This is a genomic window from Devosia sp. Root635 (genome assembly GCF_001427605.1).
Taxonomy (GTDB): Bacteria; Pseudomonadota; Alphaproteobacteria; order Rhizobiales; family Devosiaceae; genus Devosia.
In genome coordinates this window covers 61,380-76,568 of sequence record NZ_LMGZ01000008.1, presented here as the reverse complement: position 1 = coordinate 76,568, position 15,189 = coordinate 61,380, and the positions used below count along the sequence as shown (strand labels likewise).

13 protein-coding genes are annotated in these 15,189 nt (G+C 64.1%); 12 read left to right on the top strand and 1 reads right to left on the bottom strand.

What is annotated here, in order from left to right; all coding sequences use genetic code 11:
- The first annotated feature begins 24 nt into the window (after nucleotides 1-24).
- Nucleotides 25-489, top strand: coding sequence for an SRPBCC family protein (locus ASD80_RS05540; RefSeq protein ID WP_056230102.1), 465 nt, complete (start codon nucleotides 25-27; stop codon nucleotides 487-489).
- Between the two features lie 55 nt (nucleotides 490-544).
- Entirely contained in the window at nucleotides 545-691 is a 147-nt protein-coding gene (locus tag ASD80_RS18695) for a hypothetical protein (RefSeq protein WP_156460339.1), read from the top strand.
- Nucleotides 692-734: 43 nt separating this feature from the next.
- On the opposite strand, the gene puuE is transcribed toward ASD80_RS18695, so the two are convergent.
- Complete coding sequence (gene puuE, locus ASD80_RS05535) at nucleotides 735-2,150, bottom strand: allantoinase PuuE (protein ID WP_156460338.1); 1,416 nt, start codon at nucleotides 2,148-2,150, stop codon at nucleotides 735-737.
- Nucleotides 2,151-2,297: 147 nt separating this feature from the next.
- On the opposite strand from puuE, the gene uraH reads away from it, so the two are divergent.
- The 10 genes from uraH (at nucleotide 2,298) to guaD (ending at nucleotide 15,099) form a co-directional block, all read left to right on the top strand.
- Nucleotides 2,298-2,654: a hydroxyisourate hydrolase gene (uraH, locus tag ASD80_RS05530; RefSeq protein WP_056230099.1), complete on the top strand. Its 357-nt coding sequence runs from the start codon at nucleotides 2,298-2,300 to the stop codon at nucleotides 2,652-2,654.
- A gap of 1 nt (nucleotide 2,655) precedes the next feature.
- Nucleotides 2,656-4,122 (top strand): xanthine dehydrogenase small subunit, encoded by a 1,467-nt coding sequence (gene xdhA, locus ASD80_RS05525; RefSeq protein WP_056230097.1) that lies wholly within the window; start codon nucleotides 2,656-2,658, stop codon nucleotides 4,120-4,122.
- Between the two features lie 187 nt (nucleotides 4,123-4,309).
- On the top strand, nucleotides 4,310-6,640 hold the full coding sequence (xdhB, locus tag ASD80_RS05520; RefSeq protein WP_056230095.1) for a xanthine dehydrogenase molybdopterin binding subunit: 2,331 nt from the start codon (nucleotides 4,310-4,312) through the stop codon (nucleotides 6,638-6,640).
- 169 nt (nucleotides 6,641-6,809) lie between these two features.
- The gene (gene xdhC, locus ASD80_RS05515; protein WP_082555080.1) at nucleotides 6,810-7,670 is read left to right on the top strand and encodes a xanthine dehydrogenase accessory protein XdhC; all 861 of its coding nucleotides are present in this window, start codon (nucleotides 6,810-6,812) and stop codon (nucleotides 7,668-7,670) included.
- Between the two features lies 1 nt (nucleotide 7,671).
- Nucleotides 7,672-9,201, top strand: coding sequence for an ABC transporter ATP-binding protein (locus ASD80_RS05510; RefSeq protein ID WP_056230092.1), 1,530 nt, complete (start codon nucleotides 7,672-7,674; stop codon nucleotides 9,199-9,201).
- The gene (locus ASD80_RS05505) at nucleotides 9,185-10,267 is read left to right on the top strand and encodes an ABC transporter permease (protein WP_056230089.1); all 1,083 of its coding nucleotides are present in this window, start codon (nucleotides 9,185-9,187) and stop codon (nucleotides 10,265-10,267) included. Before ASD80_RS05510 ends, ASD80_RS05505 begins: the two co-directional genes overlap by 17 nt.
- Entirely contained in the window at nucleotides 10,268-11,191 is a 924-nt protein-coding gene (locus tag ASD80_RS05500; protein WP_056230086.1) for an ABC transporter permease, read from the top strand.
- A gap of 54 nt (nucleotides 11,192-11,245) precedes the next feature.
- Nucleotides 11,246-12,331, top strand: coding sequence for a BMP family ABC transporter substrate-binding protein (locus ASD80_RS05495; protein WP_056230084.1), 1,086 nt, complete (start codon nucleotides 11,246-11,248; stop codon nucleotides 12,329-12,331).
- 249 nt (nucleotides 12,332-12,580) lie between these two features.
- The gene (locus ASD80_RS05490) at nucleotides 12,581-13,807 is read left to right on the top strand and encodes a urate hydroxylase PuuD (protein WP_056230082.1); all 1,227 of its coding nucleotides are present in this window, start codon (nucleotides 12,581-12,583) and stop codon (nucleotides 13,805-13,807) included.
- Complete coding sequence (guaD, locus tag ASD80_RS05485) at nucleotides 13,804-15,099, top strand: guanine deaminase (RefSeq protein WP_056230079.1); 1,296 nt, start codon at nucleotides 13,804-13,806, stop codon at nucleotides 15,097-15,099. The genes ASD80_RS05490 and guaD overlap by 4 nt, the downstream gene beginning before the upstream one ends.
- The last annotated feature ends 90 nt before the right edge of the window (nucleotides 15,100-15,189 follow it).

Sequence of the window (15,189 nt, the reverse complement as noted above, 5' to 3'; positions counted from 1 at the left end):
GCAGGTCAAGTGAGGAGTTCGAGAATGCAAGCGCCGGATTTCAAAGTGTCGGGCCGGATCAGCAAGCCGGTGCATGAGGTGTTCGAGGCGGTAGTCGACCCTGGCAAGCTGAGCGGGTATTTCACCACCGGCGGGGCCAAGGGGCGGCTGGAGACCGGCGCGACGGTGACCTGGGATTTCGCGGATTTTCCGGGTGCGTTTCCGGTGCATGTCGTCGAGGTGGTGCCCGACGAGAAGATCGTGCTGCATTGGGGCGCCGCCGACGGGACACCCGACGGGGGCGGCGCCTATGAAACCACGGTGACCATGAGCTTTGCCGGCCTCGATGACGGCCGCACGCTCGTCACCATCGGCGAATCCGGGTGGCGCGATAGTGCCGCCGCGCAGAAGGCGGCCTTCGGCAATTGCGAGGGATGGACCGGCATGCTGTGCGCGCTCAAAGTCTATATCGAGCACGGCATCAACCTGCGCGAAGGCTTCTACAAATAGTCTAACAGCCTGTTAGGGTTACCAATTCTTCAACCTTTGGCGCGATGCTGGTCGGATGAACCAGTTCAATGCCTCTCCTGGGATCGCGCCCCATGCCTGGCTGCAGCACCACATGCCGTGGCTGGGCCTGCTCGCGCTGATGCTCGGCCTGTTCCGCGAAAGCCCGGATGCGGGCGAGGAGCGGGATGAGCTGAACGGGTAGGTCAGCCCCCCTCCTGCCACGTCGTGGGTTTAGTGCGCTGTGGCTACGGCAAAACCGACTGCAGCCGCAGCAGCGCAATGCGTTCCACCTGCGCGCAGGCGGTGGCAAACTCCGCCTCGGCGCCGTTGGCGATGCGCTTTTCGAAGGCCGCCAGGATCGACGCCTTGGTGTTGTCGCGCACGGCGATGATGAAGGGGAAGCCGAATTTTTCGACATAGTGTTCGTTGAGCGCGGTGAATTTTTCGCGCTCCGCGTCGGTCAGCGCATCAAGGCCGGCCGAGGCCTGTTCGGCGGCCGAATCCGCCGTCAGCCGCTTGGCGGCGGCGAGTTTGCCGGCAAGGTCGGGGTGGGCGCGCAGCACGGCGAGGCGTTCTTCCGGCGTTGCCATGCGGAACTGGCTGCGCAAGGCGAAATGGAGGCCGATGGCCGTATCATTGGCCGGGGCCAGTTCACCGTCCCAGGCGCGTTCGGCAATCCAGGGGGAATGCTCGAAGATCGAGCCATAGCGGGCGACGAACTCGGTCTTGTCGAGCTGGCTGGGGATGACTTCGGGCGCGATATAGGGGTGTTCCTTCGCCCAATGCTCGGCAATGGCGAGGCGGGTGGGCACCCAGACCCTGTCGAAGCCCTTGATGTAATCGATGAACCTCTTGAGCCCCTGATAGCGACCGGGCTGACCGACCAGGCGGCAATGGAGGCCAATGGACATCATCTTGGGTGAGCCGGCCTGGCCCTCGGCATAGAGGCAGTCGAAACTGTCCTTCAGGAACTGGAAATACTCCTCGCCATTGGCGAAGCCCGAGGCGGTGACAAAGCGCATGTCGTTGGCGCTCAGCGTATAGGGAATGATGAGTTGCGGGCGGCCCTGATGCACGCGCCAATAGGGCAGGTCGTCGTCATAGGTGTCCGAGACATAGGCGAAGCCGCCTTCCTCGGAGACGAGATCGACCGTGTTGAGCGAGCTGCGACCGGTGTACCAGCCGCGCGGGCGCTCACCGGTAGCGACGGTGTGCAGGCGAATGGCCTCCGATATCTGCCGGCGCTCCTCGTCGGGCGGCATGTCCTTGTGCTCGACCCATTTATAACCGTGGCTGGCAATCTCCCAGCCGGCCGCCTGCATGGCGGCCAATTGGGCCGGGGCGCGCATCAGGGCGGTGGCAACGCCATAGATGGTGAGGGGCAGTTCGGCTTCGGTGAAAAGGCGATGCAGCCGCCAGAAGCCGGCGCGGGCGCCATATTCATACATGGACTCGATGTTCCAGTGGCGCTGGCCCGGCCAGGGCGCGGCCCCCACCACATCGGCAAGAAAGGCTTCGGAGCCGGCATCGCCATGCAGGATGCAGTTTTCGCCGCCCTCCTCGTAATTGAGCACGAATTGCACCGCCACAAGGGCGCCACCCGGCCAGTTGGCCTGGGGGGCTTCGGGGCCATAGCCGTGCATGTCGCGGGGGTAGCGCATGATGTCTCTCGCTGGTTGCGGTTGAATTGTACGAGTCTGGTGCTGTGGAACAAGATGCACAAAAATGGACCAGTTGGTAAAAAATGAGCATTGCGCATCGGGCCCGATGCGATAGTCTCTTTGCGGGGACTATGGACGGAGCAGCAAATGGCGGGGAGCGGACGCCTCACGACGCATGTGCTGGACACGATGCACGGCAAGCCGGCGCGCGGCATGCGGCTCGAATTGCTGTTCGTGCATGGCGACCACAATCACCACATCGCCGACAGTTATACCAATGCCGATGGGCGGGTGGACCAGCCGCTGCTCGATGAAGAGCAGTTCCAGCATGGCGAGTTCGAAATCCATTTCCATGTCGGGCAGTATTTCGAGCGGCTGGGCGTGGCGCTGGAAAACCCGTTTCTCGACGTGGTGCCGATCCGCTTCACCATCTCCGAGGACAGGCACTATCATGTGCCGCTGCTGGTAAGCCCTTTCGCCTATTCGACCTATCGGGGGAGCTGAGATGACCGAAGTCAGCACCGCCATCCGCTTCATCCTCAATGACGAGGAGATCACCCTTACGGATGTGAGGCCCGACACGACCCTGCTCGACTGGCTGCGGCTGGAGCGGCGGCTGCGCGGCAGCAAGGAAGGCTGCGCCGAGGGCGATTGCGGTGCCTGCACGGTGCTGGTCGGGCGGCTGATGGATGACGAGATCGTCTATGACTCGGTCACCGCGTGCATCCGCTTTGTGGGCAGCCTGCACGGCACCCATGTCGTGACGGTGGAGCATCTGCGCGGCAAGGATGGGGTGCTCCATCCGGTGCAGCAGGCGATGGTGGATCACCATGGCAGCCAATGCGGCTTCTGCACGCCGGGCTTCGTGATGAGCCTTTACGGATTGTGGATGCGCGATCCCGATCCCAGCCAGGCGGCGATCGAAAAGGCATTGCAGGGCAATCTCTGCCGCTGCACCGGCTATGCGCCGATCATCCGCGCCGGCAAGGCGATTTCCAGCTATGGCCGGCCGGAGGGCGATCCGCTCTGGGCCGAGCGCATCGCGCTCAAGGGCAGGATCAAGGCGATCCATGACGGTTCGCGCGTCGAGATCGGCGAGGGCGCGGAGCGCATCATCGTGCCGGCTAGCCTCGACGATTTCGCCGCGGTCTACGAGGCCAATCCCACGGCCACCATCGTCAACGGCTCGACCGATGTTGGCCTATGGGTCACCAAGTTCATGCGCGCCATCGGGCCGGTGATCTTCATCAGCCATCTGCAGGAGCTGCGGCGGATCGCGGAAAATGACGTCGAAGTGCGATTCTATGCCGGGGTGAGCTATTCGGAGGCGCTGCCGGTCATCACCACGGTTTTTCCCGCCATGGCCGAGCTGTGGAGCCGCATTGCCGGCGAACAGGTGCGCAATATGGGCACGATTGGGGGCAATATCGCCAATGGCTCGCCCATCGGGGATACGCCGCCGCCCCTTATCGTGCTGGGCGCCAAGCTGCATCTGCGCAAGGGCAGCCATCGCCGCCAGATCAAGCTGGAAGACTATTTCCTGGCTTATGGCAAGCAGGACCGCCAGCCCGGCGAGTTCGTCGAAAGCGTCACCATTCCTCATTTGTCGGCCGATGAGAAATTCGCGGTCTACAAGATTTCCAAGCGCAAGGACGAAGACATTTCGGCGCTGTGCGGCGCGTTCCGGGTATTCGTCAACGATGTTGGCGTGGTCGGCATGGCGCGCGTTGCCTTTGGCGGCATGGCCGCAACGCCCAAGCGGGCCCGGGCCGTCGAGGATGCGCTGGTGGGCAAGCCCTGGACGCTGGAGACCATCGAGGCGGTGATGCCGCTCTTCGCCACGGATTACCAGCCGATTTCCGACATGCGGGCCAGCGCCGACTATCGCCTGTTGACCGCGCAGAACCTGCTCAAGCGGTTCTTCCTCGAAACCACCGGGCAGGGGCAACGGCTCCGGCGGGAGGTGGCATGATGGCGGGCCGTACGCTGAGTTTCCCTTCTCCCCTCGTGGGAGAAGGGGCCCGAAGGGCGGATGAGGGGGCTACAAACCTTCTGCAGATATTGATGAGGCAGCACCCCTCACCCGGTTTTCCGCTGAACGCGGAAAATCGCCCTCTCCCACAAGGGGCGCGGGGTGGCTCCGTGATTGGGGTGCGCGCATGAACAAGCACGAAGCGCCGATCGCCATCGCCTCCCTCCATACCGCGACCCGGCATGACAGTGGCCCCAAGCATGTCAGCGGCACGGCCGAATATATAGACGACATGATCGAGCCTGAAGGCACGGTTCACGCCTATCTGGCGCTGTCGAGCCGGGCCCATGCCGAGATCGTTTCGGTTGACCTTGCAGCGGCGAAGGCGGCACCCGGCGTGCTCGGCATTCTCACCGCCGAGGACATTCCCGGCGAGAATGACGTGTCGCCCAGCCACAAGCATGACGAGCCGGTCTTTGCCGAGGGCAAGGTGCAGTTCTGGGGGCAGCCGCTGTTCGCGGTGGTCGCCGAAACGCGCGACCAGGCGCGGCGGGCGGCGCACTTGGCCAAGGTCGAGTATCGTGACCTGCCGCATGCGCTCGATGTGCGCGCGGCGCAGGCAGCCGGCGGGACGCTGGTGACCGAACCGCTCAAGCTCGAACGCGGCGACGTGGCGGCGGGGCTGGCCGGCGCGAAAAATCGGGTCAAGGGCAGCATTGCCATTGGCGGGCAGGACCATTTCTATCTCGAAGGCCAGATCGCCATGGCGGTGCCGGGCGAGGATGAGGACGTGACCGTCTACGCTTCGACGCAGCATCCGAGCGAAGTGCAGTTGATGGTCGCGGCCGTGCTGGGCATCCGGCATCACGCCGTGACGGTCAATGTGCGGCGCATGGGCGGCGGCTTCGGCGGCAAGGAAACGCAGGGCAACCTGTTCGCCGCGGTGGCAGCCTTGGCCGCCAAGAAGTGGAACCGCGCCTGCAAGATTCGCCCCGACCGCGACGACGACATGACGGCCACCGGCAAGCGCCACGATTTCGTGGTCGACTACGATGTCGGCTATGACGACAGCGGCAAGATCGCAGCGGTGGATGCGGTCTATGGCGCCCGCGCCGGCTTCTCGTCGGACCTCAGCGGCCCGGTGACCGACCGAGCCCTGTTCCATGCCGACAACGCCTACTGGTATCCCGCAGTGCGCGTGCGCAGCGAACCACTTTACACCAATACGGTCTCCAACACCGCGTTCCGGGGTTTCGGCGGACCGCAGGGCATGATGGCGGCGGAGCGCTGGGTAGAGGATATCGCCTATGCCCTGGGCAAGGATCCGCTCGATGTCAGGAAGGCCAATTTCTACGGCACCGACACCGACAATGTGACGCCTTACCATCAGGTGGTGGAGGACAATATCGTCCACCGTGTGGTGGATGAGCTTGAAGCCAGTGCCGACTACCAGGCGCGGCGGGCGGCGATTCTCAAATACAATGCGGGCAGCGCCATCCTCAAAAAAGGCATCGCGCTGACGCCGGTCAAGTTCGGCATCTCCTTCACCGCCACCTGGTACAATCAGGCGGGGGCGCTGGTACATGTCTACAAGGATGGCTCCATCCATCTCAGCCATGGCGGCACCGAGATGGGGCAGGGGCTGCATATCAAGGTAGCGCAGGTGCTGGCCGATGCCTTCGGCGTCGGGCTGGACGTGGTCAAGATCATGGCGACGAGTACCGGCAAGGTGCCCAACACCTCGGCCACGGCCGCCTCGTCCGGTTCCGACCTCAACGGCATGGCGGCCTGGGATGCGGCGCGGCAGATCAAGGCGCGGCTGGTGCGCCATGCGGCCAGGCTGCATCAGGTCAGCGAAGCCGAGGTGGAGTGGGTGCAGGGCGGCATTCAGGCGGGGCCGAAATTCGTGCCCTTCGCCGAATTGGTCGCCTCGGCCTATCTCAACCGCGTGCAGCTTTCGGCCGCCGGGTTCTATGAGACGCCCAAAATCCATTGGGACCGGGCCACGGGGCGCGGCCACCCGTTCTACTATTTCGCCTATGGCGCCTCGGTCAGCGAGGTGACGATCGATACGCTCACCGGCGAATATGTCGTCGATCGAGTGGACATCCTCCACGATGTGGGGAGGTCGCTCAATCCGGCGGTGGATATCGGCCAGATCGAGGGCGGGTTCATCCAGGGCATGGGGTGGCTGACCTCAGAGGAACTGGTGTGGGACGACAAGGGGCAGTTGCGCACCAAGGCGCCGTCCACCTACAAAATCCCGCTGGCAAGCGACGTGCCGCCGGTCTTCAACGTCAGGATCGCCGAGTGGTCGGTCAACAAGGAGCCGACCATCGGCCGCTCCAAGGCGGTGGGCGAGCCGCCGCTGATGCTGGCCATGAGCGTGGTCGAGGCGCTGAGCATGGCGGTGGCTTCGGTCGCGGATTACGCCATCGCGCCAAGGCTCGATACGCCGGTAACGCCGGAACGGGTGCTGATGGGCGTGGAACGGATGAAACGGGAGGCGCGGGGGTGAGGATGGTCGCTGCCCAGGCTTCGACACCCCCACCCCTAACCCCTCCCCTCAAAGGGGAGGGGGATTGGCTCCACTCTCCTTGCAATATCGGTTCCTTCGCCTCCCTCCCCCTTGAGGGGAAGGATCGAGGGTGGGGGTGTCGGACCAGCCTGGTGCCGGGTGCTTGCCCATGACCCGCTCCGCCGCCCTCACCGCCTTCCTCGCCGCCAATCCCGACGCCATCGTCTGCGAACTCACTTCCGTCCGGGGCTCCTCGCCGCGCGCGCAGGGCACGTTCATGCTCGTCGGCGCTAAAGCGACATTCGGCACCATCGGCGGCGGTGCGCTCGAATATATGGTCATCGAGCATGCCCGCCGGCTCATCGCCAGTGGCCGGGCCGAGGACGCGATGGATGTGCCGCTGGGGCCGGAGATCGGCCAATGCTGCGGCGGGCGGGTTGTGGTGTCGCTGCGCTATGCCGATGCGGCGAGCCGCGAGCGGCTGGCGGCACGAGTGGCGGCAGAGCAAGCCGCCCTGCCGCATGTCTATGTCTTTGGCGCTGGCCATGTGGGGCGGGCGCTGGCGCAGATGCTGGCGCTATTGCCGGTGCGCCTGCAGGTCATCGACACACGGCGCGACGAACTCGACCTGTTGCCCGAGGGTATTGCCGCACACGCCGTGGCCATGCCCGAAGCCGTGGTGCGCTCGGCGCCGCAGGGCAGTTCATATGTGATCCTGACGCATGACCATGCGCTGGATTTCCTCATCGCGCAGGAAGCGCTGGGCCGGACAGATGCGCCTTATATCGGCATGGTCGGCTCCCGCACCAAGCGCGCCAGGTTTGCCAGTTGGTTCAAAAGCGAAGGCGGCGACGACCATGCGTTGGAGCGGCTGGTGCTGCCCATTGGCCGGCAGGGGCTTGGGGATAAGCGGCCTGAGGTCATCGCAGCACTGGCGGCGGCCGAAATTATGGTCCACATTGGGCAACGGGAAGCTGAAATTGCGCGGGCGCGCACCCCTGCATCATTGGGGGTGGTGATTGGACGCTAGTATGCCGTATCGGCTTGAATTGACCGGTATCACCAAACGCTTCCCCGGCGTGCTCGCCAATGACAACGTCACCTTTGCGGTCAAGCCGGGCGAAATCCATGCTTTGCTGGGTGAGAACGGGGCCGGCAAGTCCACCCTGGTCAAGATGATCTATGGCATCATGCAGCCCGATGCCGGTGAAATCCGCTGGGACGGCGCTCCCGTGGTCGTGCCCAATCCCAAGGCCGCCCGCAAGCTGGGCATCGGCATGGTGTTCCAGCATTTCTCGCTGTTCGAGGCGCTGACGGTGCTCGAGAACATCGCGTTGGGCATGGATGCGAAAATTCCCTCGCGCGAACTCGAAGCGCGTATCCGCGATGTCATGACACAATATGGGTTGCTGCTCGATCCGCACAGAACCGTGGCGACCCTGTCGGTGGGGGAGCGCCAGCGCATCGAGATCGTGCGGGCGCTGCTGGTCGATCCCAAGCTGCTGATCATGGATGAGCCGACTTCGGTGCTGACCCCGCAGGAGGTCGAGCAATTGTTCGACGTGCTGCGCAAGCTGGCGGCCGAGGGCTGCTCGATCCTCTACATTTCGCACAAGCTCTATGAAATCAAAGCTTTGTGCGATTCAGCGACGATCCTGCGCGGCGGCAAGCTGGTCGATACCTGCGACCCGAAGCAGGAAACCAGCCGCTCGATGGCCGAGAAGATGATTGGCGCTGGCCTCAAGGATATCGTGCGTCTCGAGGGGCGCAGTTTCGGCCAGAACAAGCTGGCGGTGTCGCATCTGTCGACGCAGAAGGCCGGCCATTTCGACGTGCCGGTGGACGATGTGAGCTTCACCGTGCGGGCCGGTGAAATCTTCGGCGTGGCCGGGGTGGCAGGCAATGGGCAGAATGCCCTGCTCGATGCGCTTTCCGGCGAAATCCGCAGCGACAAGGACGCCATTGCCATCGATGGCCATGGCCTGGGCCTGCTCGATACGACCGGGCGGCGCAAGCGCGGCCTCTGCGCGGTGCCCGAGGAACGCAACGGGCATGCGGCGGTCGGCGATTTTTCGCTCAGCGACAATTCCGTGCTGACGGCGCGTGACCGGCTCGGCATGGTGGTGATGGGCCTGATCAATTCGGGCGCCGCGCGGACCTATACCGGCAAGGTCATTGCCGATTTCGCCGTCAAGGCGCTGGGGCCGGCTTCGACGGCCGGCTCGCTGTCAGGCGGCAACCTGCAGAAATACATCATGGGCCGCGAAATCCTGCAAAAGCCCAGCGTGCTGGTGGTGAGCCAGCCGACCTGGGGCGTCGATGCCGGGGCGGCCGCGGCGATCCACCAGGCTTTGGTCGACCTGGCGGCGGCGGGCTCGGCCATCGTGGTCATCAGCCAGGATCTCGATGAGCTCAGGGCGCTGTGCGACACGCTGGCGGTCATCAATATGGGCCGCCTGTCGCCGGCGCGGCCGACAAAAGAGGTGAGCGTGGAGGAAATCGGCTTGCTGATGGGCGGGGTGCATGGGGCAACGGAGGCGCAGGATGCAATTCCGGCTTGAGAAACGGCGCGAGCCCTCGCAATTCATGCTCTATGCGACGCCGGTCGCGGCCGTGGCCCTCACCATGATCGTGGGCGCCATCATCTTTTCGCTGATCGGTTATGACGGTGTCGGCGCAGTGCGGGAAATTTTCCTGACGCCGCTGACCAACGCCTACAAATGGCAGGATCTCGGGGTCAAGGCGGCGCCGCTGATCATCATCGGGGTGGGCCTCTCCATCGCCTATCGCGCCAATGTCTGGAATATCGGCGCCGAGGGGCAATATGTCATCGGCGGCCTGGCCGGCACCGGCATTGCGCTGCTGACCTATGGCATGACCGGCTGGTGGATTTTGCCGCTGATGGTGCTGGCGGGCATGCTGGGTGGCATGGCCTATGCCGCCATCCCGGCGCTGCTGCGCACCCGGCTTAACGTCAACGAAATCCTCACCAGCCTGATGCTGACCTATGCTTCGGTGCAGTTGATCTACTATCTCATCCGCGCGCCCTGGAAGGACCCGATGGGCATGGGCTTTCCGCAGACGCGGCTGTTTTCCGAAGCCGCGCGACTGCCCTTCATCATTCCCGGCACCATCGTCCATCTGGGCGTGCCCATCGCCGTGGTCGTCGGGCTGGTGGCCTGGTTCATCATGACCCGGTCGGTGTTCGGCTATCGCATGCGCGTGGTCGGCGCGGCGCCGCATGCCGCGCGCTATGGCGGCTTTTCCGAGCACAAGACGATCTGGCTGGCTTTGTTGGTCAGCGGCGCGCTGGCCGGGCTGGCGGGCGTGCTCGAAGTGGCCGGACCGTTCCAGCGCATGGTGCCGGGCTTCCCCACCAATTACGGCTTCACCGCCATCATCGTGGCCTTCCTTGGCCGGCTCAATCCGCTCGGCGTCATCGTGGCCGGCGTGGTGCTGGCCATCACTTTCGTCGGTGGCGAGGTGGCGCAGACCACGATTGGCCTGCCCAATGCGGCGACCGGCATTTTCCAGGCGATGATGCTGTTCTTCCTGCTGGCGGGGGATATTCTCATCAAGTACCGGGTGCGGCGCGTGGTGCCGCAGCCATCGCAGGGGGCTGCGTAGATGGACCTGACGCTTGCCATAATCGTGACCGTGGTGGGGGCCTCGACCCCCATCCTGATCGCTGCCCTGGGGGAACTGGTGGTGGAGCGCGCCGGGGTGCTCAACCTGGGCGTCGAAGGCATGATGCTGATCGGCGCCATTGCCGGCTTCGTCGTGCAGTTCCACACCGGCAATCCCTATCTGGCGCTGCTGTCCGGCGCCGCCGCCGGCACCGCCGCGTCGCTGATCTTCGGCTTCCTCACGCTGTCGCTCTCGGCGAACCAGACGGCGACCGGCCTGGCGCTGACCATTTTCGGCACCGGCTTTTCGGCCTTGGCCGGCTCGTCCTATTCGGCCCGGCCGGTGACGTTGATGCAGCCGCTGCTGCCTGAGCAGCTTGCCGACCACCCGATCGGCAGGGTTATTTTCGGTTATTCCTTCCCGGTCTATTTCGCTTTCGTCATGGTGGTGGCGGTCCGATATTTCCTGCATAGCACCCGCGCCGGGCTGATCCTGCGGGCGGTGGGCGAGAATGACCAGTCGGCCCATTCCATCGGCTATTCGGTGATCGGGGTGCGCTATCTCGCCGTCATGTTCGGCGGCGCCATGGCCGGCATTGCCGGCGCCTGTTTCCCGCTGCTCCTGACGCCACAATGGGCCGAGCGCATGACGGCCGGGCGCGGCTGGATCGCGGTGGCGCTGGTGGTGTTTGCCAGCTGGCGGCCGCTCAGGCTGCTGGCAGGGGCCTACCTCTTTGGCCTCGTCATGACCATGGAACTCTATGCCAAGGCTGGCGGCGGCGTGCTGAGCGTTATCCCGTCCGAGCTCTGGGCCGCTCTGCCCTATCTCGCAACCATCGTCGTGCTGGTGCTGATCTCGCTCCGCCGCGACGCAACCACCAATGCTCCGGCCTGCCTCGGCAAGCCGTTCTTGCCCACCAATTGAGACGGCGCAGTAAATGATCGTCTCAAGTCAACGAACGTCACTCAGGAGAAACAGATGACACTTTCGCGTCGCAACTTCGTAAAAGTCGGTGGTGCCGCAATGGCCCTGCCGCTGCTGGGCTCCAGCGCCTTCGCCCAGCTCGAAAAGGTCAAGGTCGGCTTCATCTATGTCGGCACGATCAACGACAACGGCTATAACTATGCCCACAATCAGGGCCGCCTCTATGTCGAGGAGCATCTCGGCGACAAGGTCGAGACCATCTATGTCGAGAATGTGCCGGAAGGCCCGGACTGCGAGCGCGTGCTGCGCGAACTGGCCCAGCAGGGCTGCAACCTGATCTTCGCCACCAGCTTCGGCTTCGGCGACTCGGTGGTCAAGGTCGCCCCGCAATTCCCCGATGTCGCCTTCGAGCATGCCACCGGCTATATGAGCGGCCCCAATATCGGCCTCTACAATGCCCGCTTCTATGAAGGTCGCGCCGTGTGCGGCACCATTGCCGGCCACATGTCCGAGACCGGAAAATATGGCTATATCGGCTCCTTCCCGATCCCCGAAGTGGTGATGGGCATCAATGCCTTCGTGCTGGCCGCCCGCAAGGTCAATCCCGACGCCACCATCAAGCCGGTCTATATCTCGACCTGGAACGACCCGGCCAAGGAAGCCGACGCGGCCCGCGCCATGATCGACCAGGGCATCGACGTCATCGCCCAGCATACCGACGGCCCGGCCGCTTTGCAGGTCGCCGCCGAGCGCGGCATTGTCGGCGGCTTCGGCCAGGGTGCCGACATGAGCGCCTTCGCTCCCGAGACCCAGCTCACCGCCATCATCGACCATTGGGGCCCGCATTACCTGGCATCGGCGGAAGCCGTGCTGGCCGGCACCTGGGTTCCGGGCAACACCTGGGAAGGCCTCAAGGAAGACGTGGTGCAGATGGGCCCCTATGGCGCCAAGGTTCCGGCTGACGTGGTTGCCGCCGCCGAGGCGATGCGGACCGGCCAGATCGATGGCTCGGTCCACATCTTCACCGGCCCGATCAACGACAATACCGGCGTCGAGCGCGTCCCGGCCGGCACGACCATGACCGATGCCGAACTGCTCAGCATGGACTGGTATGTCGAAGGCGTCGAACAGCCGGCGTAAGCGGCTGGACCAGACTGTCGAGGGGCGGGCTTCGCTCGCCCCTTTTTCTCGGCTCCTTCGCCCTTCTCCCCTGGTGGGAGAAGGTGCCCGAAGGGCGGATGAGGGGGCGCCGCGCGATCCGCCGGCATTGAAGCACGGGCGGGCGCAGTACCCCTCACCCGGTAATTTCCTCTGAACGAGGAAATTACCCCCCTCTCCCACAAGGGACGAGGGGGAGATGGAACCGCGAGCGCGGGGGAAGGAAACGAGATGCCCGATTATGCGATTGCTTATGAATGGCTTATGTTTGCCGTACGCTGGCTGCATGTCATCACGGCCATCGCCTGGATCGGCTCGTCCTTCTATTTCATCGCGCTCGACCTGGGCCTGCGCAAGACGCCCAGCCTGCCGCCGCTGGCGCATGGCGAGGAATGGCAAGTGCATGGCGGGGGGTTCTATCACATCCAGAAATACCTGGTGGCGCCGGAATTTTTGCCCGAGCACCTGACCTGGTTCAAATGGGAAAGTTACTGGACCTGGCTTTCCGGCGTCATGCTGATGGCGCTGATCTATTATGTCGGGGCTGACATCTACCTCATCGACCGCAATGTGCTCGACGTGCCGGCCTGGCAGGCCATCGCCCTGTCGCTGGCCTCCATCGTGCTCGGCTGGGTGCTTTATGACAGCCTGTGCAAATCACCCATCGGCAATTCCACCACGGGCCTGATGCTGGTGCTGTTCGCCATCCTCGTGGCGATGAGCTGGGGCTATACCCAGCTCTTCACCGGCCGCGCCGCCATGCTGCATATGGGCGCCTTCACCGCCACCATCATGGCGGCCAATGTGGCCATGATCATCATCCCCAACCAGAAGATCGTGGTCGCCGACCTCAAGGCCGGCAAGGTGCCCGATGCCAAATATGGCAGGATCGCCAAGCAGCGGAGCCTGCATAACAACTACCTGACGCTGCCCGTCATTTTCTTCATGTTGTCGTCCCACTATCCGCTGGCCTTCGCCACGCAGTGGAACTGGATTATCGCCAGCCTGATCTTCCTCGTCGGCGTGGTGATCCGGCACTATTTCAACACCCGCCATGCGCGGAAGGGCAATCCGCACTGGACGTGGGCGGTGGCCGTGATCCTCTTTATCATTATCGCCTGGCTCTCCACCGGGCCCAAGATCGCCGGTTCGGCGGGAGAGGCGGTGGCGTCTCGGGCGGCCGAACCCTTTCTGGCAGCAAGCCATTTCGCCGCCGCAAGCCTGACAGTGCAGACCCGCTGCGCCATGTGCCACACGGCCGAACCGGCCTGGCCGAGCATTTATGAGCCGCCCAAGAACGTGATCCTCGACAATGACGTAGCCATCGCCAATCACGCCAAGGACATTGCCATGCAGGCCGGCTATGCCCATGCCATGCCGCCGGGCAATGTCAGCGACATGACCGACGAGGAGCGGGCGCTCATCGTCGCGTGGTTCCGCGAGGGTTCGGGGCAATGACGAGGACCGTATTGCGTGGGCGGGTGCTGACTTTCGTCAGCGAACCGCAGGGTATCGATGACGCTGCGAGCTACCGCTATATCGAGGATGGCGCCATCACCATCGCGGACGGCAAGATCGTTGCCGTGGGAGAGTTCGCGCCCGACGATATGGCCGAGGTGATCGACCATCGCCCGCATCTCATCCTGCCCGGTTTCATCGATACGCATCTGCACTATGTGCAGAGCCAGATCATCGCCTCCTATGCCGGCTCGCTGCTCGAATGGCTCAATACCTACACCTTCATCGAGGAGCAGAAATTTGGCCAGCAGGGCCATGCCGGAGCGATTTCGGCGGCATTCTACGATGAGCTGATCCGCAACGGCACAACCACCGCCGTCGCCTATTGCTCAAGCCATCCGCGCAGCGTCGATGCGTTTTTCGGCGAGGCTGAAACGCGCAACATGCTGATGATCGGCGGCAAGGTGATGATGGACCGCAACGCCCCCGAGGCTTTGTGCGACACCGCGCAATCGGGCTATGACGACACGAAAATGCTGATCGAGCGCTGGCATGGCCGGGGCAGGGGGCTCTACGCCATCTCGCCGCGCTTCGCCATCACCTCCAGCCCGGTGCAACTGGAAGCCTCCCGCGCGCTGGTGGCCGAGCATCCCGATTGCTATGTGCAGACCCATCTCAGCGAGAACGACGCCGAGATTACCTATTCGATGGAGCTTTATCCGGACTCGCCCGATTATACCGGCATCTATGAGGACTATGGCCTGCTCGGCCCCAAGACCCTGCTCGGCCACTCCATCCATCTCAACCACCGCGAGACCATGGTGCTGGCCGAAACCGGGTCGGTGGCGGTGTTCTGCCCTACCTCCAACCTGTTCCTCGGCTCGGGCCTGTTCGACCGCGAGCGGCTGAGCAAATGCGGCGTGCGGATCGGGGTGGCGACCGACATCGGCGGCGGCACCAGCTATGGCATGCTCGAAACCATGGCCGAGGGCTACAAGGTGCTGCAGCTGCGCGGCCAGCGGCTGCCCCCGTTCAATTCGTTCTACATGATGACCCTGGGCAATGCCCGGGCGCTGTCGCTGGAGGGCACCATCGGCGCCATCGCGCCGGGCAATGCGGCGGACCTGGTGGTGCTGAACGCGGCGGCGACGCCGGCCATGGCCCTGCGCATGGCGACGGTCGAGACGCTGGCCGAGGAGCTGTTTCTCCTGCAGACTCTGGGCGACGACCGCGCCATAGCGGAAGTCTACATCGCCGGGGCCAAGGCAAAGTCGACTTTAGGCGGCTTGTGACTGCGGGGGCCTTGTCCTAGGTTGCCGCGGGCTTTCTTACCTCTCCCTTGGGGGAGAGGTCGGCGCGTAGCGCCGGGTAAGGGGGCCTTT

Excerpts from the sequence above, each read along its gene's own strand:
- ASD80_RS05540 (WP_056230102.1), top strand. The coding sequence starts at position 25 with ATGCAAGCGCCGGATTTCAAAGTGTCGGGCCGGATCAGCAAGCCGGTG.
- ASD80_RS18695 (WP_156460339.1), top strand. The coding sequence starts at position 545 with ATGAACCAGTTCAATGCCTCTCCTGGGATCGCGCCCCATGCCTGGCTG.
- puuE (WP_156460338.1), bottom strand. The coding sequence starts at position 2,150 with ATGCGCTACCCCCGCGACATGCACGGCTATGGCCCCGAAGCCCCCCAG.
- uraH (WP_056230099.1), top strand. The coding sequence starts at position 2,298 with ATGGCGGGGAGCGGACGCCTCACGACGCATGTGCTGGACACGATGCAC.
- xdhA (WP_056230097.1), top strand. The coding sequence starts at position 2,656 with ATGACCGAAGTCAGCACCGCCATCCGCTTCATCCTCAATGACGAGGAG.
- xdhB (WP_056230095.1), top strand. The coding sequence starts at position 4,310 with ATGAACAAGCACGAAGCGCCGATCGCCATCGCCTCCCTCCATACCGCG.
- xdhC (WP_082555080.1), top strand. The coding sequence starts at position 6,810 with ATGACCCGCTCCGCCGCCCTCACCGCCTTCCTCGCCGCCAATCCCGAC.
- ASD80_RS05510 (WP_056230092.1), top strand. The coding sequence starts at position 7,672 with ATGCCGTATCGGCTTGAATTGACCGGTATCACCAAACGCTTCCCCGGC.
- ASD80_RS05505 (WP_056230089.1), top strand. The coding sequence starts at position 9,185 with ATGCAATTCCGGCTTGAGAAACGGCGCGAGCCCTCGCAATTCATGCTC.
- ASD80_RS05500 (WP_056230086.1), top strand. The coding sequence starts at position 10,268 with ATGGACCTGACGCTTGCCATAATCGTGACCGTGGTGGGGGCCTCGACC.
- ASD80_RS05495 (WP_056230084.1), top strand. The coding sequence starts at position 11,246 with ATGACACTTTCGCGTCGCAACTTCGTAAAAGTCGGTGGTGCCGCAATG.
- ASD80_RS05490 (WP_056230082.1), top strand. The coding sequence starts at position 12,581 with ATGCCCGATTATGCGATTGCTTATGAATGGCTTATGTTTGCCGTACGC.
- guaD (WP_056230079.1), top strand. The coding sequence starts at position 13,804 with ATGACGAGGACCGTATTGCGTGGGCGGGTGCTGACTTTCGTCAGCGAA.